Raw genomic sequence first — 25,078 nt, forward strand, 5'->3', positions numbered from 1 at the left:
GTTTCTTCTCCGGAGTTACCAGGTGCCGGAAGCATCCAGCGTGACGCTGGCTGTCTCTTTAGCCACTGAGGTGCTGATACGCTGCTGCAGCAGGCGCAGATACTGTTTCTCGTTGAGCGGCAGGTCGACCCAGTCGTCGGTCCAGGTGGAAAGGTGCATGGCGTTGGAGAGCGTCAGCCCGCGAATGCCTTCCAGGCCCGGTGCAATAAGCGGCTCGCCGCGCAGGATGGCGGCACAGAAATTGGCGGTAATGACATGGTGTTCGCTGCACTCCGGGGCGACGGGAAGAGTGACCTCCCAGCATTCGGGTTCGCCAAAGCCGTTTTGCCAGCGGGCGTTGAAGGCGGTTTCGGATTCTCGCAGTCGCCAGTAGCGCAGCTTGCCTTCTTCGACGACTACCTTGCCGCGATCGCCTGTGATTTCCAGCCGGTTGGTCCCCGGCGTTTCCGCGACGGTGGTAATAAACACGCCGGTCGCGCCGCTGGCGTACTCGGCATAAGCGGTGACCTCATCTTCCACTTCAATATCGCGATGTTTACCGAACTGGCAAAACGCGCGCAGACGAACAGGCATGCCGACCAGCCACTGCCAGAGATCGAGCTGATGCGGGTCCTGATTGAGCAGTACGCCGCCGCCTTCGCCTTTCCAGGTGGCGCGCCAGCCGCCGGAGTTGTAGTAGCTCTGCGAGCGATACCAGTTGGTGATGATCCAGTTCGACCGGCGGATCTCACCCAGCTCGCCGCTGTCGATCAGATCCTTCACCTTCTGGTAGAGCGGGTTCGGGCGCTGGTTGTACATGATGCCAAACACCACATCGCACTCCCGAGCGCAGGCGTTCATCTCCTGAACCTGGGCGGTATACACGCCCGCCGGTTTTTCACACAAGGTATGGATGCCGTGGCGCATCGCCAGCATCGACAGGCGTGGATGGTCATAATGGGGCGTCGCGACAATCACCGCGTCGATAAGCCCGCTCTGGAGCATCTCCTGCGCGTCGCTGAAGAGAGGGATGGAGCCGACCAGCTGACGAATAGCCGGGTGCTTTTCCGGCGCATTATCGCAAACCGCCGTCAGGCAGGCGTCACTGACCGTACCCGCCAGTAAATAACGCGCGTGGACCGTACCGATATTACCTATTCCAATAATGCCAAAACGTACCTTCTCCATGTCACACCTTAATTTCAGTTGAAATGAGTGATGACCGGAAAATAGGAAAGGGGAGCCACAGCGACAATGTGTTTTTGTGAGAATACTCGCAAGGTGATTAAGTAATCTCCAGGCTTTCTGAAATTTGGTTTTAAAATCAACGTGCTGTTTCTGCAAATATTTGCAAAAACTGATTGAGAGCGAGGTCACACTATGCCGGGCAGGTTAAAAATTGAGGAGATCGCGTCCCTGACGGGCTATTCCGTTAGCACGGTTTCGCGGGTATTAAGCGGCAAGTCTTATACCAGCGATAAAGCCAGGGACGCGATCGTTCGCACCGCGCGAGAATTAGGTGTTCTGGAGTCAATGGCGAGCGGACGGCTGTTAATTAACGGCATCGCGGTTTTTGCACCGGAAAGAACCTTTCAGGGACGCGGTGATATTTTTTATCTGGAAGTGACCAAAGGCATTGCCGAAGCCTGCTCGCGACACAATGTGTGGGTCAGCTGTTGTGCATTAGAAGAGCAACACGCGGATGTGAAGTTATTTATGGAAAAGGCCAGCCATAAAAATATCAATGCGATAATTATCATCGGCACGGATGATGCCACCATATTTAAACTGGCCAGCACGCTTAATAAACCCTGCGTTTTAATCAACTCTGTTGACCGGGATCGGGTCCTGGATTCCGTGTCACCCGACCATCGGGCGATCGGCTTTACCGCCATGCAATACCTCTTTGAGCAGGGGCACCGCCGCGTGCTTACGCTCACCTGCCTGCGACGGGATACGCTGTATGCGCGTCTGGACGGCATTAAAGAGGCATACCGCCATTTTCACGTTGCCTTTGATCCCCAGCGCGATTTGTTAGTCACGGAGTGGTTTACGGCAGACGAGGCCGAGCAGGCGCTCGATGCGTGGCTGTTAAGCCATGACCGATCCCAGTGGCCGGAGGTCATTTTCCCCAACAGTACCAGCATGACCGAAGGGGTGGTCAGGGCATTAACGCGCCACGGGCTGCGTATCCCGGAAGATATTTCGCTCATTACCACCGATTTTGCCTGGAATCTGGCGCACCGTCTGGAAAGGCCGGTCACGGGCGTCACGGTACCCTGCCGGGAATTGGGGATTGAGGCTGTGCACCTGCTGCAGACGCGGCTGAACCGACCGCAGGCGCCGGTCTTTAACCTGCTGCTGCAGGGCAAAGTGATGGATTACGGTTCGGTCAGCAATGCTACGCGCCACGCGGCTCGCGTGGCGCTGGATCAGTAATCAGGCCAGCTGTGGCGGCAGGCAGACGCCGATGCCCCCGATACCGCAGTAGCCATAGGGGTTTTTATGCAGATACTGCTGGTGATCGTCCTCGGCATAGTAGAACGGTTTTGCCGTCGCGATTTCCGTGGTCACCTCGCGCGTATCGCCCGCTTCACGCATGGCCTGCTGGAAGCGTTCAAGGCTGGCGCGCGCCGCGGCGTCCTGCTCCGGGGTGAGCGGATAAATGGCCGAGCGGTACTGGGTGCCGTGGTCATTGCCCTGACGCATGCCCTGCGCCGGGTCGTGGTTTTCCCAGAAGACCTGCAGGAGCTGCTCGTAGCTAATCACCGCGGGGTCATACACCACGCGCACCGCTTCCGCATGGCCGGTTTCGCCGGAGCAGACTTCGCGGTAGGTTGGGTTTGGCGTGTAACCGCCCGTATAGCCGGCTGCCGTACTGTAAACGCCAGGCAGTTGCCAGAAGAGGCGTTCAACGCCCCAGAAGCAGCCCATGGCAAACAGGGCGATTTCCATACCTTCAGGAACATTGGTCATGGAATGGCCATTGACGGCGTGTAAGGTCGCCACAGGCATAGGGGTGTTGCGTCCCGGTAATGCATCAGCTTGTGAAACCAGATGCTTTTTGTCGAATAAACTCACGATGGGGCCTCCCGGGGTGCGATGTTTCGGTTAAGGTTGTCACGAAGCGTTTAATTGAACACAATAAATGCGCTGAATGAGTCTAGATTTAATCATAAGAAATATTTGGGTGTTATACCCATTTTCAACCCGCGATGTGGGTTTTTGGCCAACAGGCCGTATTTTGCCGCGGAGCGGCATTTCATTTGCTTCCAGGGTGGAAACAGGGATATTCAGGAGAGAACGTGACAAAAATCCGCCAGTTATGTTTGGTCAGTATGTTGCTGACAAGCGGGATTGCCAGCGCGGCGAATGTCCGTTTGCAGGTTGAGGGGTTATCCGGGGCGCTACAAAAAAACGTGCGTGCGCAGTTATCGACCATCCAGAGTGATGAGGTGACGCCGGACCGGCGTTTTCGCGCGCGCGTGGATGATGCCATCCGTGAAGGGCTGAAAGCGCTGGGGTATTACGAGCCCACCATTGATTTTGACCTCCGTCCACCGCCAAAGAAGGGGCGGCAGGTGCTTATTGCCCGCGTTTCGCCGGGTGAGCCCGTATTGATTGGCGGCACCAACGTTATCCTGCGCGGCGGGGCGCGTACTGACCGGGACTATCTGGATCTGCTCAGCACGCGGCCGAAAATCGGCACCGTGCTCAACCACGGTGACTACGACCATTTCAAAAAAGAGCTGACGAGCGTGTCCCTGCGTAAGGGCTACTTTGACAGCCAGTTCAACAAAAGCCAGCTCGGTATTGCACTGGCGCGACGTCAGGCCTTCTGGGATATCGACTACGACAGCGGGGAACGTTATCGCTTTGGCGATGTGACGTTCGAAGGTTCGCAAATTCGTGAAGAGTACCTGCAAAACCTCGTGCCTTTCAAAAAAGGGGATTACTACCAGTCGAGCGATCTGGGAGAGCTGAACCGACGCCTCTCTGCCACTGGCTGGTTTAACTCCGTGATTGTCGCGCCGGAATTTGATAAGTCTCGCAAAACCAAGGTGTTGCCGCTGCATGGCGTTGTCTCGCCGCGCACCGAGAACACCATTGAAACCGGTGTGGGCTATTCGACGGACGTCGGCCCGCGCGTGAAGGCCACCTGGAAAAAGCCGTGGATGAACTCCTGGGGCCACAGCCTGACCACCAGCGCCAGTATCTCTGCCCCGGAACAGCAGCTCGATTTCAGCTACAAAATGCCGTTGCTGAAAAACCCGCTCGAGCAGTACTACCTGGTTCAGGGGGGCTTTAAGCGAACTGACCTGAACGATACCGAGTCAGATTCCACCACGCTTGCCGTGTCACGTTACTGGGATCTCTCCAGCGGCTGGCAGCGCGCCATTAACCTGCGCTGGAGTCTGGACCACTTTACTCAGGCCAACGTCACCAACACCACCATGCTGCTTTATCCTGGGGTGATGATCAGTCGCACCCGCTCGCGCGGCGGCCTGATGCCCACCTGGGGCGATTCCCAGCGCTACTCTATCGATTACTCCAACACCATGTGGGGTTCCGATGTGGATTTCTCGGTAATTCAGGCGCAAAACGTCTGGATCCGCACGCTGTATGATAAACACCGCTTTGTGATGCGCGGCAACCTCGGCTGGATCGAAACCGGCGACTTCGAGAAAGTCCCGCCGGACCTGCGCTTCTTCGCCGGGGGGGACCGCAGTATCCGCGGCTACAAATACAAGTCTATCGCGCCAAAAGATGATGACGGCAAGCTGATCGGTGCTTCCAAGCTGGCCACCGGCTCGCTGGAGTATCAATACAACGTCAGCGGAAAATGGTGGGGGGCGATGTTCGTCGATGGCGGCGAAGCGGTGAGCGATATCCGCCGCAGCGATTTTAAAACCGGCGCGGGCGTAGGCGTGCGCTGGCAGTCACCCGTCGGGCCCATCAAGCTCGATTTCGCCGTTCCGGTGGGCGACAAAGAAGAACACGGATTACAGTTTTACATCGGTCTGGGGCCTGAATTATGAGTTTATGGAAGAAGATAAGCCTCGGGGTACTGATTTTTATCGTGCTGCTGCTCGGTACGGTGGCATTTCTGGTGGGCACGACGAGCGGGCTGCATCTGCTGTTTAACGCCGCGAACCGCTGGGTGCCCGGGCTGGAAATCGGCCAGGTGACGGGCGGCTGGCGCGACCTGCGTCTGAAAAACATCCGCTATGAACAGCCGGGCGTGGCGGTGAACGCCGGTGAATTCCACCTCGCAGTGAAGCTGGGCTGTCTGCGCGACAGCAAGCTCTGCGTCAACGATCTGTCGCTAAAAGATGTCAACGTGGCGATAGATACGAAAAAAATGCCGAAGTCTGCGCCGGTGGAAGAAGAGGAGAGCGGTCCGCTGAATCTCTCCACGCCGTACCCGATTGCGCTCTATCGGGTGGCGCTGGATAACGTCAATATCAAAATCGACGACACCACCGTGTCGGTGATGGATTTCACCTCCGGCCTGCGCTGGCAGGAGAAAAACCTGACCCTGACGCCCACCTCCCTGCAGGGTTTACTGATCGCGCTGCCGAAAGTGGCAGACGTGGCGCAGGAAGAGATCGTCGAGCCGAAGATCCAGAACCCGCAGCCGGAAGAGAAGCCGCTGGGCGAAACGCTGAAAGATCTGTTCTCTAAGCCAGTCCTGCCGGAGATGACCGACGTTCACCTGCCGCTGAACCTCAACATTGAAGAGTTCAAAGGCGAGCAGCTGCGTCTGACCGGCGATACCGACCTGACGGTCTTTAACATGCTGCTGAAGGTCAGCAGCATTGACGGCAACATGAAACTCGACGCGCTGGATATCGACACCAACCAGGGCTCGGTGAACGCGTCAGGGAATGCCCTGCTGCGCGACAACTGGCCGGTGGATATCACGCTGAACAGCGCGCTCAATATCGATCCTCTGAAAGGCGAAAAGGTGAAGGTCAAAGTGGGCGGGGCGCTGCGCGACAAGCTGGACGTCGGCGTGAATCTCTCCGGCCCGGTGGACATGGTTCTGCGTGCGCAAACCCAGCTGGCGGAAGCCGGGCTGCCGCTGAATCTTGAGGTCGTCAGCAAGCAGCTTTCCTGGCCGTTCACCGGCGAAAAGCAGTTCCAGGCCGATGACCTGAAGCTGAAGCTGAGCGGCAAGATGACCGATTATACGTTGTCGTTCCGTACCGCGGTGAAGGGGCAGGGTGTACCGCCTGCAAACATCACGCTGGATGCGAAGGGCAACGAACAGCAGGTCAATCTCGATAAGCTGACCGTCGCGGCGCTGGAAGGCAAAACTGAGCTGACCGCGCTGCTCGACTGGCAGCAGGCGATCAGCTGGCGCGGCGAGCTGAAGCTGACGGGCATTAACACCGCCAAAGAGGTGCCGGACTGGCCGTCGAAACTGGATGGTCTGATTAAAACCCGCGGCAGCCTGTACGGTGGAACGTGGCAGATGGACGTGCCGGAGATTAAGCTCACCGGTAACGTGAAGCAGAACAAGGTTAACGTTGAGGGCTCGGTCAAAGGCAACAGCTATCTGCAGTGGATTATCCCGGGTCTGCACGTGGCGCTGGGTCGCAACACGGCGGATATCAAAGGCGAGCTGGGGGTGAAAGATCTCAATCTGGATGCCACCATCGACGCGCCGAATCTGGATAACGCGCTACCGGGCCTTGGCGGTACGGCGAAAGGGCTAGTGAAAGTGCGCGGCACGGTCGACGCGCCGCAGCTGCTGGCGGATATCACCGCCAGTAACCTGCGCTGGCAGGAACTGAGCGTCGCCCGCGTCCGCGTGGAAGGGGATGTGAAATCCACCGATCAGATCGGCGGTAACCTGAACCTGCGCGTGGAGCGCATTTCTCAGCCGGACGTCAACATTAACCTTGTCACCCTGGACGCCAAAGGGAACGAGAAGCAGCACGACCTCCAGCTGCGGGTGCAGGGCGAGCCGGTCTCCGGTCAGCTTCACCTGACCGGCAGCTTCGACCGCAAGGAAGAGCGCTGGAAAGGGACGCTGGACAATACCCGCTTCAACACCCCGGTAGGGCCGCTGGCACTGTCGCGCGCCATCGCGCTGGACTACCGCAACGCCGAGCAGAAGATCAGCATTGGGCCACACTGCTGGACCAACCCGAATGCGGAACTGTGCGTACCGCAGACCATCGATGCGGGGGCGGAAGGTCGCGCACAGATCAACCTCAATCGCTTCGATCTGGCGATGCTGAAACCGTTTATGCCGGATACCACCCAGGCGAGCGGCGTCTTCAGCGGGAAAGCCGATGTCGCCTGGGACACCACCAAAGAGGGGCTGCCACAGGGCAGCGTCACGCTTTCCGGACGTAACGTGAAGGTGACGCAGGAGGTCAACGATGCGCCGCTGCCGGTGGCTTTCGACACCCTGAACCTGAGCGCGGACCTGCATAACAACCGTGCGGAGCTGGGGTGGCTGATTCGTCTTACCAACAACGGTCAGTTTGACGGGAAAGTTGAAATCACCGACCCACAGGGACGGCGCAATCTGGGCGGCAACGTCACTATTCGCAACTTCAACCTGGCGATGGTGAACCCGATTTTCGCCCGCGGGGAAAAAGCAGAAGGGATGCTCAATGCCAACCTGCGTCTGGCCGGCAACGCGCAAAGCCCGCAGCTGTTCGGTCAGATGCGGCTCAGCGGGGTGGATATCGACGGTAACTTTATGCCGTTTGACATGCAGCCCAGCCAGCTCGCGATGAACTTCAACGGCATGAGCTCGACGCTGAGCGGCTCGGTGTTAACCCAGCAGGGGCAAATCAACCTCAGCGGCGACGCGGACTGGAGCCAGCTCGATAACTGGCGGGCCCGTATTGCGGCGAAAGGCAGTAAGGTGCGCATCACCGTACCGCCTATGGTGCGACTGGACGTCTCGCCTGATGTGGTCTTTGAAGCCACGCCAAGCCTCTTCACGCTTGACGGACGCGTCGACGTGCCGTGGGCACGCATCGTGGTCCACGACGTGCCGGAAAGCGCAGTCGGCGTCTCAAATGATGAAGTGATGCTCGATGACAATCTGAAACCTGTCGAACAGAAGAGCGCGGGCATACCCATCAACAGTAACCTTATCGTGCACGTGGGGAATAACGTGCGGCTGGATGCGTTTGGGCTGAAGGCGCGACTGACGGGCGACCTGAAAGTGGCGCAGGATAAACAAGGGCTTGGCCTGAACGGGCAAATCAATATTCCTGAAGGGCGTTTCCATGCCTATGGCCAGGATCTGATTGTCCGCAAAGGTGAGCTGCTGTTCTCCGGTCCACCGGATCAGCCTCTGCTTAACATCGAAGCGATTCGTAACCCGGAAGCGACGGAAAACGACGTTATTGCAGGCGTGCGCGTTACGGGTTCCGCTGACGAACCGAAGGCGGAGATCTTCTCTGACCCGGCGATGTCGCAGCAGGAAGCTCTCTCATACCTGCTGCGTGGACAAGGTCTGGACAGCGGTCAGAGCGACAGTGCGGCGATGACCTCGATGTTAGTGGGCCTGGGGGTTGCACAAAGTGGGCAGGTTGTGGGTAAAATCGGTGAGACGTTCGGCGTAAGCAATCTGGCGCTGGACACCCAGGGCGTGGGTGACTCCTCGCAGGTGGTGGTCAGCGGCTATGTACTGCCGGGTCTGCAGGTAAAATATGGTGTGGGGATCTTTGACTCACTGGCAACACTCACGCTACGCTATCGCCTGATGCCTAAGCTATATCTGGAAGCAGTGTCCGGCGTAGACCAGGCACTTGATCTGCTCTATCAGTTTGAGTTTTAGCAATGCGAATATTTGTCTACGGCAGTTTAAGAACCAGGCAAGGCAACAGTCACTGGATGACCAATGCCCAGCTACTGGGGAATTACAATATCGAGAACTACCAGTTGTACAGCCTGGGCCACTATCCAGGCGCGGTTCCCGGGGAGGGAACGGTACAGGGTGAGGTTTATCGTATTGATAACGCGACACTTGCCGAACTTGATGCCTTGCGCACCAGGGGCGGTGAATACGCGCGCCAGTTGATCCAGACGCCGTACGGAAGCGCGTGGATGTACGTCTACCAGCGTCCGGTCGAAGGGTTAACGCGGATTGTAAGCGGTAACTGGTTAGACAGAGACCAGTACTGAAAAACGACAACGCCACCGTGAGGTGGCGTTGTTTTTTTTTACTCTTTCATTTCTCTTCTGGATCCCGGCGCCGGGTTAAAAACAGAGGAACGAACAGCATGATGTAGGGGGCAATGAGCCATAACAAACACAAAGCGCGTGAACGGCCATAGTAGTTTATGCACCGTGTATTACTTGAAATGACGGGCAGGAAAAACAGTAAAAACAGCAGAATCGCATAATCGCTTCGATAAGGGATCCATAAGTAAAACAAAAACCAGGCAAGCTGGAATGCCATGATGCAGAGATACTGCCATTTGCTGTCTTTGCCGTAACAGTCAAACGCCTTTATGTAGCCCATTTTTATGCTTTGAAGAAAGAAACTTAGCATGTATAACGCTCACGATCGCGACGGTCAGGAGTGTTCTTGTTATTCAATGGCAAAAAAAAGCCCCGACCAGCGGGGCTTTATCGGCAGGCCGTAAGAATTACTTCTTAGCCGCGCGTTCGAAAGAGGCGATGATTTCTGCTTTCGCCGCTTCTGCGTTGTCCCAGCCGTCAACTTTAACCCACTTGCCTTTTTCGAGGTCTTTGTAGTGCTCGAAGAAGTGAGTGATCTGCGCTTTCAGCAGCTCTGGCAGGTCGTTCACATCTTTGATGTGATCGTACTCTTTGCTCAGTTTGGTGTGTGGTACCGCAACCAGCTTCGCATCTTCACCGGATTCGTCGGTCATTTTCAGCACGCCCACTGGACGGCAGCGAATGACGGCGCCTGGCTGCAGCGGATATGGCGTTGGGACCAGCACGTCAACCGGGTCACCGTCCAGAGACAGGGTGTGGTTGATGTAACCGTAGTTGCACGGATAGAACATCGCGGTAGACATGAAACGGTCTACGAACAGGGCGCCGCTCTCTTTGTCCACTTCGTATTTGATAGGATCTGCGTTAGCCGGGATTTCGATAACTACGTAGATGTCTTCTGGCAGTTCTTTACCCGCAGGGACGTTGAGTAAGCTCATGTCGGTGTCCTTTAAAATGGATGGTAAACAAGTGGCAGGTATTATAGCCAACTCGCACTGAATGTCTCTGCCTGTTTTCGCCTTCTCTCCCTCTCCTTCCCACTTTTCAGACCGATTCCATGACAGAAAAATCCATAAACTCAGCCGCATTTTTCATGGAGAAATGAAAGCGATTACAAACTTGTGATTAACGTTTTATTCACTTTTCTGAAGTGTGATGTAACGCAATTCGTTACATATTTCATTGGCTATAGTCATTTCGCAGAACATCTTTTAACCAACAATAACTCACCCTACGAGGACGCTCATATGTGGAAGCGCTTACTTCTTGTCACAGCAGTTTCGGCAGCCATGTCGTCTATGGCGATGGCCGCACCCTTAACCGTAGGATTTTCGCAGGTCGGCTCTGAATCGGGCTGGCGTGCAGCAGAAACCAACGTGGCGAAAAGCGAGGCCCAGAAACGCGGCATTACGCTGAAAATCGCCGATGGTCAGCAAAAGCAGGAGAACCAGATTAAAGCCGTGCGTTCATTCATCGCTCAGGGCGTGGATGCCATCTTCATTGCGCCTGTGGTGGCAACCGGCTGGGAACCTGTCCTGAAAGAAGCGAAAGACGCTGAAATTCCGGTCTTCCTGCTCGATCGTTCCATCGATGTAAAAGACAAATCTCTCTATATGACCACCGTGACCGCCAACAACGTGCTTGAAGGGCAATTAATTGGCGACTGGCTGGTGAAGCAGGTGGATGGCAAGCCGTGTAACGTCGTGGAGCTGCAGGGCACGGTCGGCGCGAGCGTGGCTATTGACCGTAAGAAAGGCTTTGCTGAGGCGATTGCCAAAGCGCCAAACATCAAGATTATCCGCTCCCAGTCCGGCGACTTTACCCGCAGTAAAGGGAAAGAGGTCATGGAGAGCTTCATTAAGGCCGAAAACAACGGCAAGAACATCTGCATGGTTTATGCCCATAACGATGACATGGTGATCGGGGCGATTCAGGCCATTAAAGAAGCGGGCCTGAAGCCGGGCAAAGATATCCTCACCGGTTCGATCGACGGCGTGCCGGACATCTATAAAGCGATGATCGACGGTGAAGCCAACGCCAGTGTGGAACTCACGCCAAACATGGCCGGCCCGGCATTCGATGCGCTGGAGAAATTCAAGAAGGACGGCACGATGCCTGAGAAGGTGACGGTCACCAAATCCACGCTCTACCTGCCGGACACGGCGAAAGAAGAGTTAGAGAAGAAGAAAAATATGGGCTACTAAGACCTTCGCCCCTCACCCTGACCCTCTCCCCATAGGGGAGAGGGAAAAAGGCAGGGCGGAGCTGGAAATAAACAATTTGCACGATCGATCCCCTCTCCCCTCCGGGGAGAGGGCTAGGGTGAGGGGGGGAAAACCATGACCACTGAACAACACCAGGCAATCCTCCGCACAGAGGGCTTGAGTAAATTTTTTCCCGGCGTAAAAGCGCTGGATAACGTTGATTTCAGCCTGCGGCGCGGTGAAATCATGGCGCTGCTGGGGGAGAACGGGGCGGGAAAATCAACGCTGATTAAAGCCCTGACCGGCGTTTACCACGCCGATCGCGGCACCATCTGGCTGGAAGGTCACGCCATTTCACCGAAAAACACCGCTCATGCCCAACAGCTGGGGATCGGGACGGTGTACCAGGAGGTGAACCTGCTACCGAATATGTCGGTGGCGGATAACCTGTTTATTGGCCGGGAGCCACGACGCTTTGGCCTGCTGCGCCGCAAAGAGATGGAGGCGCGTGCCACGAAGCTGATGGAATCATACGGCTTCTCCCTCGACGTTCGCGAGCCGCTGAACCGCTTTTCCGTGGCGATGCAGCAGATTGTCGCCATCTGTCGCGCCATCGATCTCTCCGCAAAAGTGCTGATCCTTGATGAACCCACCGCCAGCCTTGACACCCAGGAAGTGGAAATGCTCTTTACCCTGATGCGCCAGCTGCGCGATCAGGGGGTCAGCCTGATCTTCGTCACCCACTTCCTCGATCAGGTGTACGAGGTGAGCGATCGCATTACGGTGCTGCGTAACGGCAGCTTTGTCGGCTGCCGTGAAACCCACGAGCTGCCGCAGATCGAACTGGTCAAAATGATGCTGGGGCGTGAACTTGAAACCAACGCCCTTCAGCGTGCAGGCCGCACGCTGCTGAGCGAAAAACCGGTCGCCGCGTTCAGCGATTATGGCAAAAAAGGGGTGATCTCGCCGTTTAACCTGGAAGTCCGCCCGGGCGAAATTGTCGGCCTGGCGGGCCTGCTGGGCTCCGGACGCACCGAAACCGCCGAAGTGATCTTCGGGATCAAACCTGCGGACAGCGGCACCGCGCTGATCAAGGGTAAACCGCAAACCCTGCGATCGCCGCATCAGGCCTCCTGTCTTGGCGTTGGTTTCTGCCCGGAAGACCGGAAAACGGATGGCATCATTGCCGCGGCCTCGGTGCGTGAAAATATCATTCTGGCCCTGCAGGCGCAGCGCGGCTGGCTGCGGCCAATCCCCCGCAAAGAGCAGAACGCGATTGCGGAGCGCTTTATCCGCCAGCTTGGCATCCGCACCCCGAGCGCGGAACAGCCCATTGAGTTTCTCTCTGGCGGCAACCAGCAAAAAGTACTGCTGTCACGCTGGCTGCTGACCAAACCGCAGTTCCTGATCCTCGATGAACCGACCCGCGGCATTGACGTGGGGGCGCACGCCGAAATTATCCGCCTTATCGAAACGCTGTGTGCGGACGGCCTGGCGCTGCTGGTCATTTCGTCTGAACTGGAAGAGCTGGTGGGCTATGCCGATCGCGTCATTATCATGCGCGATCGCAAACAGGTGGCAGAGATCCCGCTGGATAAGCTGTCCGTTCCGGCGATCATGAATGCCATTGCGGCATAAGGAGTGAATCGTGATGTCCCGTTCGCTTTCGCAAACTGGCGAAACAAAGCGCCGCTTCAACTGGCCAACCGGCACGCCACAAATCGCGGCGCTGCTGGTGGTACTGCTGGTTGATAGCCTTGTCGCACCGCATTTCTTCCAGATTATTGTTCAGGATGGTCGCCTGTTTGGCAGCCCGATAGACATCCTGAACCGGGCTGCGCCCGTGGCGCTGCTGGCCATCGGGATGACGCTGGTCATTGCCACCGGCGGGATCGATCTCTCCGTCGGCGCGGTGATGGCCATCGCCGGGGCCACGGCAGCCTCGATGACCGTGGCCGGGCACAGCCTGCCGGTCGTCCTGTTGGCGGCATTAGGCACCGGCGTGCTGGCAGGATTATGGAACGGCATTCTGGTGGCGGTGCTGAAGATTCAGCCCTTTGTCGCCACGCTCATTTTGATGGTCGCCGGGCGCGGTGTGGCACAGCTCATTACTTCCGGACAGATTGTCACCTTCAACTCGCCGAACCTGGCGTGGCTCGGCAGCGGCAAGCTGCTGTTCTTCCCCACGCCAGTGATCATTGCTCTGGTCACGCTGGTGGTGTTCTGGCTCTTCACCCGCAAAACGGCGCTGGGGATGTTCATTGAAGCCGTCGGGATCAATATTCGCGCGGCACGCAACGCCGGGGTCAATACGCGGCTAATGGTGATGCTGACCTACGTCCTGAGCGGTGTGTGCGCCGCCATCGCCGGGGTTATCGTCGCGGCAGATATTCGCGGGGCCGATGCCAACAACGCCGGACTCTGGCTGGAGCTGGATGCGATCCTGGCAGTGGTGATCGGCGGCGGATCGCTGATGGGCGGGCGCTTTAACCTGCTGCTCTCGGTGATTGGCGCACTGATCATTCAGGGGATGAACACCGGGATCCTGCTCTCCGGTTTCCAGCCGGAACTCAACCAGGTGGTAAAAGCGGTGGTCGTGCTCTGCGTGCTGATCGTCCAGTCACCGCGCTTTGTCAGCATCATTAAGGGGATCCGTGGCCATGATAAAACGTAATTTACCGTTAATGATCACCCTGGGCGTGTTTGTACTGGGGTATCTCTACTGCCTGACCCAGTTCCCGGGGTTTGCCTCGACGCGTGTGATTTGCAACATCCTGACCGATAACGCCTTTTTAGGGATTATCGCCGTCGGCATGACGTTTGTGATCCTCTCCGGTGGGATCGATCTCTCCGTCGGCTCGGTGATCGCCTTCACCGGCGTGTTCCTCGCGAAGGCGATCGGTTTCTGGGGGATCTCTCCTCTGGTGGCCTTCCCACTGGTGCTGGTGATGGGCTGCGCGTTTGGTGCCTTTATGGGGCTGTTGATCGACGCGTTAAAGATCCCGGCCTTTATCATTACCCTCGCGGGCATGTTCTTCCTGCGCGGGGTGAGCTATCTGGTGTCGGAAGAGTCAATTCCGATTAACCATCCGGTGTACGACACGCTCTCCAGCCTGGCGTGGAAAATCCCCGGCGGCGGTCGTCTGAGCGCGATGGGGCTTCTGATGCTGGGCGTGGTGGTCATTGGCATCTTCCTTGCCCACCGTACCCGGTTTGGCAACCAGGTTTACGCCATTGGCGGCAACGCCACCTCGGCAAACCTGATGGGGATCTCCACCCGCAGCACCACCATTCGCATCTATATGCTCTCGACCGGGCTGGCGACGCTGGCGGGTATAGTCTTCTCGGTTTATACCCAGGCGGGCTACGCGCTGGCAGGGGTGGGCGTCGAGCTGGATGCCATTGCCTCGGTGGTCATCGGCGGCACGCTGCTCAGCGGTGGAGTGGGAACGGTGCTGGGAACGTTGTTCGGCGTGGCCATCCAGGGGCTGATCCAGACCTATATCAACTTTGACGGTACGCTCAGCTCCTGGTGGACGAAGATCGCCATCGGCATATTGCTGTTTATCTTTATTGCCCTGCAGCGCGGTCTGACGGTGCTCTGGGAGAACCGCCAAAGCTCACCTGTTACCCGCGTAAACACGTCGGCAACAGAGCGATAACATGCTGAATTTGCTTAAAGTCTAAACATTTTCCGGTAGCGGCCGATACTCTTTTTTTATGCCCAGAAATATCTCGCTACCGGAAATAATATCATGCTTAAAACGCTATCGATTCGTACCGGCTTGCTCTCTTTACTGGCCGTTATGACCCTTCTGCTGCTGATTGTCAGCGGCATTGGCATTTATGCCCTCACACAGAGTTCTTCTTCTCTGCAGCGTATCAACCACCTTCAGGGTGAGCAGATGGTGCAGCTTAATTCTGGCTATACGCTGATTCTGCGTGCGCGCAATGAAGCGGGCCAGGCCGTCCGGATGATGGAAATCGGTATGCTGGACGATGCCTCCAGAGCGGTAAAAAATATCAATCAGGAAGTCGCCCTGGCCCAGAAAACGCTGAAAGGCGTGATCGACGGCGGCGTGGCTGACGAGCAGGGGCAACAGCTTCTCAATAACGTGGCGACCACGCTGGCGGCGTATAACCAGCAGGGGATCAACCCGATGCTGAAAGCCCTGAATGACCAGAGCGCTGACAATTACTACGATCTGCTGGAAAACGCCCTGATCCCGGTGGCGAAGCAATTTGATAACGCTATGCAGGCGTTTCAGAAATGGAGTGAAGCGCGAGGCCAGGCAGAAGTCAGTGCCGTGCAGGCGAGTAAAACCCGCGTACTGATCCTGATTATCGTCGCAGCGCTGATGACGGCAGGCATTATCGTGCTGGCCTGGCTGGTGTTGCGCCATATGCTGCTCAAGCCGCTCTCGGCGTCAATCGCTCAGCTGGAGAACGTGGCGGCGGGTGATTTAACCCATACGCTAAATGCGCCCGCGAGCCAGGAATTTAACCGTCTCAATGCCGCCATAGAGGAGATGCGTCAGTCGCTGATGAACTCGGTGCTGCGGGTACGTGATGCCAGCGCGCAAATTGACACCGGCAGCCGCGAACTGACGGCGGGGAACCGGGATCTTGCCGAGCGCACTGAATCCACCGCCACGTCGCTGGAACAGACGGCCGCCAGCATGGAAGAGATCACCGCCACGGTGAAACTCAACGCCGATAACGCCGAGCAGGCGCACCAGCTGGCGAAATCGGTGTCTGATACCGCGGATCATGGCAGCGAAATGGTCTGCTATGTGATTGAGAAAATGCGGGATATCTCCGGCAGCTCGGCGCGTATCGCCGACATTCTGAGCGTGATTGACGGCATTGCCTTCCAGACCAATATTCTGGCGCTTAACGCCTCCGTGGAAGCGGCGCGCGCGGGCGAGCAGGGGCGCGGGTTTGCCGTCGTCGCGGGCGAAGTGCGAAACCTTGCCAGCCGTAGCGCCGACGCGGCGAAAGAGATCCGCTCACTTATCAGTGATTCGCAGACCCATGTTAACGAGGGCAGCGAGCTGGCTCAGCAGGCAGGCGAGACAATGGATGAGATCGCAACTGAAGTGCTGCGCATGACGAAACTGATGCGCGAAATTGCCACCGCGTCCCAGGAGCAGAGCCGCGGCATTGAGCAGGTGAATATTGCGGTGAATCAGATGGACGAAACCGCGCAGCAGAATGCGGCGCTGGTGCAGCAATCCTCCGCCGCGACCCGCTCCCTTGAGGAGCAGTCGCGTCAGCTGATGGACGCCATGTCCTCATTCAAAGTGACGACTCAGAACGCGGCATAATATTGCCCAGCCCCGGTACGTTTTGTGTCGGGGTTTTATTTTTTGCAGAATTGACTGCTGCGATATTATCGTGAATATCGCCCATTAATATTTCCAGCGAACTGGTTAGAGCTAATGCTTTTTCCGTCGGCTCGAGATATAAACCTTTGCGGAAAAACAGCGGCTCATCAAACAGTTGATTAAAACGTTTCAGGGCCAGACTCACCGCGGGGCGGGACATGTCGAGACGCACCGCCGCCTTTGCCATGCTGCCGCAGCGGACGATCTCAATAAAAACAGGGATAAGATTTAAATCAATACCGGTATTAGCACGAGAATAATTTTTCATTGCGATTCTGCTCCACGAAATATCTGTCAAACTGTTATGGAAATAATGCAGGAGCAGTGCTCAGGATTAAAGCGTGTTTTTTATAAACACTTATACGGTAAAATATATAAATGAACAGGGGAGCCAGACGGGCTCCCCTGAAGAAAGGTATTACGCGTCCGGATACTCACGGATAAAACGTTCAACGTCTTCAACCATGTGGTTGTTGCCGACGAAGAATGAACGACGCTGGTGCAGGCTTTCCGGCACGATATCCAGAATACGCTCTTTACCGTCGCTCGCCTTGCCGCCCGCCTGTTCGGCCAGGAACGCCATCGGGTTGCATTCATACAGCAGACGCAGTTTCCCGTCAGGGTGGCTTGCGGTGCTTGGATAGAGGTAGATACCGCCTTTCAGCAGGTTACGGTGGAAGTCCGCAACCAGAGAGCCAATATAGCGGGACGTGTAAGGGCGCTGCGTCGCTTTATCTTCTTCCTGGCAGAATTTGATGTACTTCTTCACACCGTTCGGGAACTTGATGTAGTTTCCTTCGTTGATGGAGTAGGTACTGCCCTTTTCCGGGAAGCGCATACGTTCCTGACACAGGCAGAAGACGCCCAGGGAAGGATCGTACGTAAAGGCGTGAACCCCGCACCCGGTGGTATACACCAGCATGGTGGAGGAGCCATACACGACGTAACCGGCAGCAACCTGCTTATTGCCCGGCTGCAGGAAATCTTCTTCGGTCACCGGCGTGCCAACAGGCGTGACGCGGCGGTAGATGGAGAAAATGGTACCGACAGAAACGTTAACGTCGATGTTGGAGGAGCCGTCGAGCGGATCCATCAGAACAACGTATTTCGCGTGTTCACACCCTTCGAAAACAACAATTTCATCTTCTTCTTCGGAGGCGATACCCGCAACGATGTCGCGCGCGCGCAGTGCAGCTTTCAGTTTTTCATTTGCGAACAGATCGAGTTTCTGCTGAACCTCGCCCTGAACGTTCTCGGCACCGCTGGCACCCAGGATATCGACCAGACCGGCCTTGTTGATATCACGGTGGATGATCTTAGCGCCCAGCTTTATTGCCGACAGCAAAGCAGTGAGTTCACCGGTAGCATGAGAGAACTCGTGCTGCTTTTCGACAATAAATTCACCTAACGTTTTCATAACACTTTCCCTGCATCTTTGTGAGTAAAGCGATTGTATGTTCACTAAAACGACTAAAGCCCAACAATCTTAACAAAGATTCAAATAGTAGCGCAGAGGTGAATCGCGCCAGCAGGATACGGATTTTCCTGAAATGCGTTTCACAGCCGCTAACATGTGAGTAAAATGTGCGCCACATTGAAGAAGGATAGTGACGTATGCGCATTCATATATTGGGGATTTGTGGCACTTTCATGGGCGGACTGGCAATGCTGGCGCGCTCGCTGGGCCATGAAGTGACAGGTTCGGACGCCAATGTGTATCCGCCAATGAGCACGCTGCTGGAGAAACAGGGCATCGCGTTGATTCAGGGCTACGATGCCAGCCAGCTGGATCCCGAGCCGGACCTGGTCATCATTGGCAACGCCATGACCCGCGGCAATCCGTGCGTTGAGGCGGTACTGGAACGCAATATTCCGTTCATGTCTGGCCCGCAGTGGCTGCATGATTTCGTGCTGCGTGACCGCTGGGTGGTTGCCGTTGCCGGGACCCACGGTAAAACGACTACCGCCGGGATGGCGACGTGGATCCTTGAAGCCTGTGGCTATAAACCGGGCTTCGTGATTGGCGGCGTACCGGGTAATTTCGACGTCTCTGCGCGCCTGGGTGACAGCCCGTTCTTTGTTATCGAAGCCGACGAGTATGACTGCGCCTTCTTCGACAAACGTTCCAAATTCGTCCATTACTGCCCGCGGACGCTGATCCTCAATAATCTTGAGTTCGACCATGCGGATATCTTTGACGATCTGAAAGCCATTCAGAAGCAGTTCCACCATCTGGTGCGCATCGTGCCGGGCCAGGGCCGTATCATCCTGCCGGAAAACGACATCAACCTGAAACAGACCCTGGCAATGGGCTGCTGGAGCGAGCAGGAGCTGGTGGGCGAGCAGGGCCACTGGCAGGCGAAGAAACTCAACGCGGATGCCTCGGAGTGGGAAGTGCTGCTCGACGGTGAAAAAGTGGGTGAGGTGAAGTGGGGCCTGGTGGGTGAACACAACATGCACAACGGCCTGATGGCGATCGCGGCCGCACGCCATGTGGGTGTTCAGCCTGCGGATGCGGCGAACGCACTGGGCTCGTTTATCAATGCCCGTCGCCGTCTGGAGCTGCGCGGTGAAGCCCACGGCGTCACGGTGTATGACGATTTCGCACACCATCCAACGGCGATTCTGGCGACGCTTGCGGCCCTGCGCGGCAAAGTCGGCGGTACCGCGCGCATTCTGGCGGTGCTGGAACCGCGTTCGAACACCATGAAGATGGGGATCTGCAAAGACGATCTCGCGCCCTCTTTAGGGCGTGCCGATGAGGTCTTCCTGCTGCAGCCGCAGCATATTCCGTGGCAGGTGGCGGAAGTGGCCGATGCCTGCATCCAGCCGGCGCACTGGAGCGCGGATGTGGATACGCTGGCGGAGATGGTGGTGAAAGCGGCCCAGCCGGGCGACCATATTCTGGTGATGAGTAACGGCGGTTTTGGTGGGATCCATCAGAAGCTGCTGGACGGTCTGGCGAAAAAAGCGGAAGTGGCCGCCGACGTGTAAAAAAAAGCCCGGTGGCGCTTGCGCTTACCGGGCCTGTCTTTTGCACGTCCTTGTAGGCCGGATACGGCGTTTACGCCGCCATCCGGCGCAAAACGCACGGATTACTCTTCGTTCTCAGACAGCTCGCGCAGATACTGGAAAATCAGGCGCGCAGACTTCGGCGGCTTATTCCCTTCTTTCTCTTTCTTCGCGTTACGGATCAGGGAGCGCAGCTGCTGGCGGTCGGCATCCGGCCACAGGTTCAGGACTTCCGGTACGGCGTCATCACCCTGTTCAATCAGACGATCGCGGATCTGCTCCAGCTTGTGGAACAGCGCAACCTGCTGGTTATGGCGGTTTTTCAGCTTGTCCAGCGCCTGGCGGATCGGATCGACGTCGCGCTGGCGCAACATTTTACCGATAAGCTGAAGCTGGCGACGACGGCCTTCTTTTTTGATTTTCTGTGCCAGTTCAATGGCATCACGCAGATCCTGGTCGAGCGGGATCTTGTCCAGCGCGTTTTTACCCAGTTCCACCATTTCTGCGCCAAGCTGTTTTAACTCTTCGGCGTCGCGTTTAATTTCACTTTTACTGACCCAGATGATCTCATCATCTTCGTCTTCGATGTCATCACCGGGAACGTCGTCGAGCCAGTCTTCGGGCTGCTTAGTCATGTCAGGCTCCTTAAAAAAAGAGGCTAATGTTACCAGTTAAGACGCGCACTGAAAAACGGTTCTCTGTTAGACTTCAGTTAACTCTCTCTTACAGTATGGCATTTGCGATGAAAGTAACCTCACAAGTTGAAGCGCAGCGTAAGATTCTGGAAGAAGCCGTCTCCACCGCGCTGACGCTCGCTTCAGGTAAATCAGATGGCGCCGAAGTGGCGGTCAGCAAAACCACCGGTATTAGCGTGAGTACCCGCTATGGCGAAGTGGAAAATGTAGAATTCAACAGCGATGGCGCGCTGGGGATCACGGTGTATCACCAGAATCGCAAAGGCAGTGCCTCCTCGACCGACCTCAGCCCGGATGCCATTGCCCGTACGGTGCAGGCGGCGCTGGATATCGCCCGTTATACCTCGCCAGACCCTTACGCTGGCGTGGCGGATAAAGAGCTGCTGGCCTTTGACGCCCCGGATCTCGACCTTTTCCACCCGGCGGACGTCACGCCGGACGAAGCCATTGAACTGGCAGCCCGCGCTGAGCAGGCTTCCCTGCAGGCCGATAAACGTATTACCAATACCGAAGGCGGCAGCTTCAACAGCCATTACGGCATCAAAGTGTTCGGCAACAGCCACGGCATGCTGCAGGGCTACTGCTCCACCCGTCATTCGCTCTCCAGCTGCGTGATCGCCGAAGAGAACGGCGACATGGAGCGCGACTACGCCTACACCATCGGCCGTGCGCTGGGGGATTTACAGTCTCCGGAGTGGGTCGGTAAAGAGTGTGCCGAACGCACGCTGTCACGTCTGTCACCGCGTAAACTCTCCACCATGAAGGCCCCGGTCATTTTTGCCAATGAAGTGGCGACCGGACTGTTTGGCCATCTGGTGGGCGCTATCGCCGGGGGCTCGGTATACCGTAAATCGACCTTCCTGCTCGACTCGCTGGGCAAGCAGATCCTGCCGGACTGGCTGACCATCGAAGAGCATCCGCACCTGCTGAAAGGCCTCGCCTCCACACCGTTCGACAGCGAAGGCGTGCGTACCGAACGTCGTGATATCGTCAAAGACGGCGTGCTGACCCAGTGGTTGCTGACCAACTACTCCGCGCGCAAGCTGGGGCTGAAAAGCACCGGGCATGCAGGCGGTATCCATAACTGGCGCATCGCCGGACAGGGCCTGAACTTTGAGCAGATGCTGAAAGAGATGGGCACCGGGCTGGTCGTCACAGAGCTGATGGGCCAGGGCGTGAGCGGCATCACCGGGGATTACTCTCGCGGTGCGGCGGGCTTCTGGGTTGAAAATGGCGAAATCCAGTATCCGGTGAGCGAAATTACCATTGCCGGCAACCTGAAGGACATGTGGCGCAATATCGTTACGGTCGGTAACGATATTGAAACACGCAGCAATATACAGTGTGGTTCTGTATTACTTCCGGAAATGAAAATCGCCGGACAATAGAGATAGCGTTTTGTTAATAATAAAAAAGGAAGTGAGCAATGCGTAAACATCTGTTAGCGATCGTCGCGGCTTCAACGCTGGTTCTTGGCTCTTCTGCGTTTGCTGCCGATCTTGAAGACGACATGGGTATCCTCGGGCAAAACCTGAAGGTGGTGCAGAAAACGGACAATGCGGCGGAAATGAAAGACGCGCTGACCAAAATGCGTGAAGCGGCGCTGGATGCCCAGAAAGCAACACCACCTAAGCTTGAAAACAAAGCGGCAGACAGTGCCGAGATGAAAGACTACCGTCACGGCTTTGACGTGCTGGTAGGGCAAATCGACGGTGCGCTGAAGCTCGTCAACGAAGGCAAAGTGAAAGAAGCCCAGGCCGCGGCCGAGCAGTTTGTGACGACGCGCAACACGTATCATAAAAAGTACCGTTAATTGGGTGCCTGAGCTGTACGTCCTTCCTCCGTATGCGGAGGCGCACTGCGCGCCCCCGCATCTTTGCTCCCTACTTGCCGGAGCGACACTCCATCCGCGCGGTCACTTCAAGCGAGCCGTTTCGAAAACGGATCTCGCACAGTGTTTTCCTCGTCACCAGCGTTAAGATGATTATCGTCAAAGAAATAATCATCAAAACCCCGATACTTGGGTTTCTGCGTTTCATGGATGCCTCCTTGCTGTAAAGCGGGCGAGGTAGCGAACTCCACGGTCGTGACGTGTTGTTTCGAGCCCCCGCCCTGATTTTTTATCAGGCGGGGCTTTCCACTTTCCGTCCCTTGCCTGAGACGGTCAGTCTCAAGCACCCGTCGCCACTCTAGCGAATCCCCATAAGAAAACCTTATCCACGTCACATTTCTACGAGCCGACTCGTAATCTTTTCCACTTTGCTGACCTGTTTCTTGCCGCGTAATAGCGTGACATTCATCACGTAAATACAGTGGTTTATCCAGATTCAGCTCATTTATGTGGCACAGATCACTGCTGCGGCCCGCCTTTCCACTTCGAAGTGGAAAACAACTCGCTACAAACCCTTTCCCCCCGCCGTTAGTTTACTTACAGAGCCATTAACGGGGTAAGACCAGTGAGTAACGGAGCGGTAATGAACGACGTTGGGGAACAGGCAGTGCAAACAGAGCAGCTTGCGAACACGATGCTGCAGCAGGTTTATGCCCTGCTGGCCCGGCACAACATCATCCCCAATGCGGTACAGGAGCAGATGCTCACCTCCCACGTTCGTGCGATGGCGCACCGGTCCGTGACCGGCGAGCCGCTGCCGGAGGTTGAAGCAGAGCTGTTCGACGAAATTTCACCGGATTCAATGCGGCTGGCACGTGAAGTGGTGGCGCAGTTTGGCAACCTTCCTGATGAAGAGGCCTGGCTGCTCTCCGTTCACTTTGAAGTCGCGAAAGACAACCTTTAAGGAGCAACACATGGAACAGATTACAGTCGTGATTGGCGATCGCCTGGGTAAAGGTCAGAAAGTGGCCGCTGGTGTGGAAAAAGCGGGTGGACGCGCGGTGGTTGTGCCGGGCATGGCCGCGGATATGAAGCTGGGCGACGTGATGAAAGCGGAAAACGCCACCTTCGGTATCTCCTTCTGCGGCAGCGGCGGCGCGGGCGCCATCACCGCCCAGACCAAATATGGCTACAAAGCCAAATACGGTATGCGTTCCGTGGATGAAGGCGTGACTGCCATCAACGAAGGCTGCAACGTGCTGGGCTTTGGCTTTATGGATAAAGAAGAGCTGGGCGAGCGTCTGGTGCAGGCGTGGCAGAAAAAATACGGCGCATAAGCATGAAAGAACAGTTCACAACCACGGTGAGAGTGAAGGGGAAAGGCGACGCCAAAGCGCGCGCCTTTGCCGACGCGCTCAACCACGTTCAGGCCGCGGTGATGAAAGCCTCACCGCATATCTTACTGCGTATTGAGCCACAGGATGTGCAGGTCGTTCAGGCGCAAGAAGCGGTGCGAAAAGAAGCCTTTCTGTTCTTCTTTCTGCGCCGGGAAAGACGCACCTACAGCGTGGAGCTGGATGTGACCGTCAACGTGACCGCCATCAATCTTGACCAGGTGGATTTCGTCACGCAACGCTGATTATTCATAAAAGGGCAGACTGATGTTCTTAATTATATTAATAAAATCGCTCATCATCGGCGGCCTGGTAGGCGTCGGTGTCGGGGCCGGTGCTGCACGCATGTTTCATGCGCCTACCACACAGGGGATGGGCGCGTTTCGTACGTTGGGGGAGCTGAACTCCTGCGAAGGGGATCCGGCGTCTCACTTCTCATTTGGGTTAGGTTTCTTCTTTAACGCCTGGGCCTCTTCCGTGGCCGCAGGGGCTTTCACACAGGACGTTGACCACCGCATCATCCCGAACTGGGGTGCGGCTGCACTGATGATCAAAAACCGTAACGTCGGCGAAACGCTGCACGACCCGCGCAAAATGGCGATTGCCTGCGGCGTGATCGGCATGGTCGTCGTGACTTTCCTGAACCTGACCGCCTCCTCGGTCCCTGCCGCACTGCAGGTCACCGCCGTGAAGGTGCTGGTGCCGGCGGCGAACCTGCTGGTCAACACCGTGATGCCGGTGATTTTCTGGCTGGCGGCCATCGACGCAGGTAAAAAATCGGGCTTCTGGGCCACCATCTTCGGCGGCGCGGCGCAGCTGATTATGGGCAACGCCGTACCGGGCCTGGTACTGGGGATCCTGATCGGTAAAGGCGTGGAAGAGAGCGGCTGGAACCACGTCACCAAAGTGATGATGGCGGCTATCGTCCTGCTCTTCGTGCTGAGCGGCTTCTTCCGCGGCTTCGACATGAAGATGATCGAATCCTTCCATCTGACCGTGCCGAACTGGCTCGACATGATCCACAACTCGCTCAGCGGTAAATAACAGGAGCCTGCAATGGAACAGAATAAAGGTTTTTGGTATGCCGACTGGTCGTTCCCGCTCTTCGTTGGCCTGCTCTCCTCCGGCGTGTTCGCCGGGACGCACATGTACTACCTCTATGGCATCGGCGCGTTTAACGAAGTGGCTTTCGTGGCGATGCTGAAAGCCGGGATTGATACCGGCGTCTACGGCGCGGTGGCGGCGTTTGGCGCGAGTTTCCTGTTCGCCCGCATTATCGAAGGCTCGCTGGTCGGTATTCTCGACATCGGCGGCGCCATCCAGACCGGCGTGGGGCTGGGGGTTCCGGCACTGCTGC

At 56.6% G+C, this 25,078-nt stretch carries 25 protein-coding genes; 17 read left to right on the forward strand and 8 right to left on the reverse strand.

Translation table 11 applies throughout. The features are described from left to right. Positions 1-15: 15 nt before the first annotated feature. Positions 16-1,167, reverse strand: a complete 1,152-nt coding sequence (locus GM298_RS17020; protein WP_266154660.1) for a Gfo/Idh/MocA family protein — start codon at positions 1,165-1,167, stop codon at positions 16-18. A 192-nt stretch (positions 1,168-1,359) separates the two neighbouring features. Here GM298_RS17020 and GM298_RS17025 point away from each other — a divergent pair, with 192 nt between their 5' ends. Next, positions 1,360-2,418 carry a LacI family DNA-binding transcriptional regulator gene (locus GM298_RS17025; protein WP_266154661.1) on the forward strand — a complete coding sequence of 353 codons (1,059 nt, stop codon included), beginning with the start codon at positions 1,360-1,362 and terminating at the stop codon, positions 2,416-2,418. On the opposite strand, the gene msrA is transcribed toward GM298_RS17025, so the two are convergent. Then, on the reverse strand, positions 2,419-3,060 hold the full coding sequence (gene msrA / locus GM298_RS17030) for a peptide-methionine (S)-S-oxide reductase MsrA (protein ID WP_025759060.1): 642 nt from the start codon (positions 3,058-3,060) through the stop codon (positions 2,419-2,421). It abuts the gene before it with no gap. 224 nt (positions 3,061-3,284) lie between these two features. Here msrA and tamA point away from each other — a divergent pair, with 224 nt between their 5' ends. From tamA to GM298_RS17045, 3 genes are read left to right on the forward strand one after another with little or no spacing between them, the layout of a single operon-like run. After that, the gene (gene tamA, locus GM298_RS17035; protein ID WP_025759061.1) at positions 3,285-5,018 is read left to right on the forward strand and encodes an autotransporter assembly complex protein TamA; all 1,734 of its coding nucleotides are present in this window, start codon (positions 3,285-3,287) and stop codon (positions 5,016-5,018) included. Next, on the forward strand, positions 5,015-8,791 hold the full coding sequence (tamB, locus tag GM298_RS17040; protein WP_266154662.1) for an autotransporter assembly complex protein TamB: 3,777 nt from the start codon (positions 5,015-5,017) through the stop codon (positions 8,789-8,791). Before tamA ends, tamB begins: the two co-directional genes overlap by 4 nt. A gap of 2 nt (positions 8,792-8,793) precedes the next feature. Then, positions 8,794-9,138, forward strand: a complete 345-nt coding sequence (locus GM298_RS17045) for a gamma-glutamylcyclotransferase family protein (RefSeq protein WP_025759063.1) — start codon at positions 8,794-8,796, stop codon at positions 9,136-9,138. Between the two features lie 46 nt (positions 9,139-9,184). On the opposite strand, the gene GM298_RS17050 is transcribed toward GM298_RS17045, so the two are convergent. Then, a complete protein-coding gene (locus tag GM298_RS17050) occupies positions 9,185-9,508 on the reverse strand; it encodes a hypothetical protein (protein ID WP_266154664.1) in 324 nt (107 codons plus the stop codon). A 97-nt stretch (positions 9,509-9,605) separates the two neighbouring features. After that, entirely contained in the window at positions 9,606-10,136 is a 531-nt protein-coding gene (gene ppa, locus GM298_RS17055; protein ID WP_008501423.1) for an inorganic diphosphatase, read from the reverse strand. 309 nt (positions 10,137-10,445) lie between these two features. On the opposite strand from ppa, the gene ytfQ reads away from it, so the two are divergent. The 5 genes from ytfQ (at position 10,446) to GM298_RS17080 (ending at position 16,729) form a co-directional block, all read left to right on the forward strand. After that, complete coding sequence (gene ytfQ / locus GM298_RS17060; protein WP_014882271.1) at positions 10,446-11,402, forward strand: galactofuranose ABC transporter substrate-binding protein YtfQ; 957 nt, start codon at positions 10,446-10,448, stop codon at positions 11,400-11,402. Positions 11,403-11,537: 135 nt separating this feature from the next. Continuing rightward, positions 11,538-13,040, forward strand: coding sequence for a galactofuranose ABC transporter, ATP-binding protein YtfR (ytfR, locus tag GM298_RS17065; protein WP_025759065.1), 1,503 nt, complete (start codon positions 11,538-11,540; stop codon positions 13,038-13,040). A gap of 10 nt (positions 13,041-13,050) precedes the next feature. Further along, on the forward strand, positions 13,051-14,076 hold the full coding sequence (gene ytfT / locus GM298_RS17070; RefSeq protein WP_014830435.1) for a galactofuranose ABC transporter, ATP-binding protein YtfT: 1,026 nt from the start codon (positions 13,051-13,053) through the stop codon (positions 14,074-14,076). Beyond that, positions 14,063-15,064 carry a galactofuranose ABC transporter, permease protein YjfF gene (gene yjfF, locus GM298_RS17075; protein ID WP_025759067.1) on the forward strand — a complete coding sequence of 334 codons (1,002 nt, stop codon included), beginning with the start codon at positions 14,063-14,065 and terminating at the stop codon, positions 15,062-15,064. The genes ytfT and yjfF overlap by 14 nt, the downstream gene beginning before the upstream one ends. 93 nt (positions 15,065-15,157) lie before the next feature. Continuing rightward, the gene (locus GM298_RS17080) at positions 15,158-16,729 is read left to right on the forward strand and encodes a methyl-accepting chemotaxis protein (protein ID WP_025759068.1); all 1,572 of its coding nucleotides are present in this window, start codon (positions 15,158-15,160) and stop codon (positions 16,727-16,729) included. Here GM298_RS17080 and GM298_RS17085 read toward each other — a convergent pair. Continuing rightward, entirely contained in the window at positions 16,701-17,057 is a 357-nt protein-coding gene (locus GM298_RS17085; protein WP_045284443.1) for a helix-turn-helix domain-containing protein, read from the reverse strand. The genes GM298_RS17080 and GM298_RS17085 overlap by 29 nt on opposite strands. Positions 17,058-17,207: 150 nt before the next feature. Beyond that, the gene (gene fbp / locus GM298_RS17090) at positions 17,208-18,206 is read right to left on the reverse strand and encodes a class 1 fructose-bisphosphatase (protein ID WP_025759072.1); all 999 of its coding nucleotides are present in this window, start codon (positions 18,204-18,206) and stop codon (positions 17,208-17,210) included. A gap of 197 nt (positions 18,207-18,403) precedes the next feature. Between fbp and mpl the strand changes: the two genes are divergently transcribed. After that, the gene (mpl, locus tag GM298_RS17095) at positions 18,404-19,783 is read left to right on the forward strand and encodes a UDP-N-acetylmuramate:L-alanyl-gamma-D-glutamyl-meso-diaminopimelate ligase (protein WP_045284444.1); all 1,380 of its coding nucleotides are present in this window, start codon (positions 18,404-18,406) and stop codon (positions 19,781-19,783) included. A gap of 101 nt (positions 19,784-19,884) precedes the next feature. Here the strand turns inward: mpl and yjgA are convergent, their stop codons facing one another. Then, positions 19,885-20,436, reverse strand: a complete 552-nt coding sequence (yjgA, locus tag GM298_RS17100; protein WP_008501414.1) for a ribosome biogenesis factor YjgA — start codon at positions 20,434-20,436, stop codon at positions 19,885-19,887. A 95-nt stretch (positions 20,437-20,531) separates the two neighbouring features. On the opposite strand from yjgA, the gene pmbA reads away from it, so the two are divergent. Both pmbA and cybC read left to right on the forward strand, forming a co-directional pair. Continuing rightward, positions 20,532-21,884: a metalloprotease PmbA gene (gene pmbA / locus GM298_RS17105; protein WP_266154673.1), complete on the forward strand. Its 1,353-nt coding sequence runs from the start codon at positions 20,532-20,534 to the stop codon at positions 21,882-21,884. 38 nt (positions 21,885-21,922) lie between these two features. Next, positions 21,923-22,309, forward strand: coding sequence for a cytochrome b562 (gene cybC / locus GM298_RS17110; RefSeq protein WP_128339277.1), 387 nt, complete (start codon positions 21,923-21,925; stop codon positions 22,307-22,309). A 70-nt stretch (positions 22,310-22,379) separates the two neighbouring features. On the opposite strand, the gene GM298_RS17115 is transcribed toward cybC, so the two are convergent. Then, entirely contained in the window at positions 22,380-22,535 is a 156-nt protein-coding gene (locus tag GM298_RS17115) for a Hok/Gef family protein (protein ID WP_010427375.1), read from the reverse strand. 417 nt (positions 22,536-22,952) lie between these two features. Here GM298_RS17115 and GM298_RS17120 point away from each other — a divergent pair, with 417 nt between their 5' ends. From GM298_RS17120 to GM298_RS17140, 5 genes are all read left to right on the forward strand, one after another. After that, entirely contained in the window at positions 22,953-23,291 is a 339-nt protein-coding gene (locus GM298_RS17120) for a glycine dehydrogenase (protein WP_025759077.1), read from the forward strand. A gap of 10 nt (positions 23,292-23,301) precedes the next feature. Beyond that, a complete protein-coding gene (locus GM298_RS17125) occupies positions 23,302-23,664 on the forward strand; it encodes an SFCGS family glycine-rich protein (protein WP_006810339.1) in 363 nt (120 codons plus the stop codon). A gap of 2 nt (positions 23,665-23,666) precedes the next feature. Continuing rightward, a complete protein-coding gene (locus tag GM298_RS17130; RefSeq protein WP_006810338.1) occupies positions 23,667-23,966 on the forward strand; it encodes a DUF4312 family protein in 300 nt (99 codons plus the stop codon). 22 nt (positions 23,967-23,988) lie between these two features. After that, positions 23,989-24,765: a DUF4311 domain-containing protein gene (locus GM298_RS17135; protein ID WP_025759080.1), complete on the forward strand. Its 777-nt coding sequence runs from the start codon at positions 23,989-23,991 to the stop codon at positions 24,763-24,765. 12 nt (positions 24,766-24,777) lie between these two features. Beyond that, the coding region (locus GM298_RS17140; RefSeq protein WP_266154681.1) for a DUF4310 family protein at positions 24,778-25,078 on the forward strand (301 nt) is incomplete at its 3' end.

Source organism: Enterobacter sp. HSTU-ASh6 (assembly GCF_026319105.1).
Taxonomy (GTDB): Bacteria; Pseudomonadota; Gammaproteobacteria; order Enterobacterales; family Enterobacteriaceae; genus Enterobacter; species Enterobacter sichuanensis.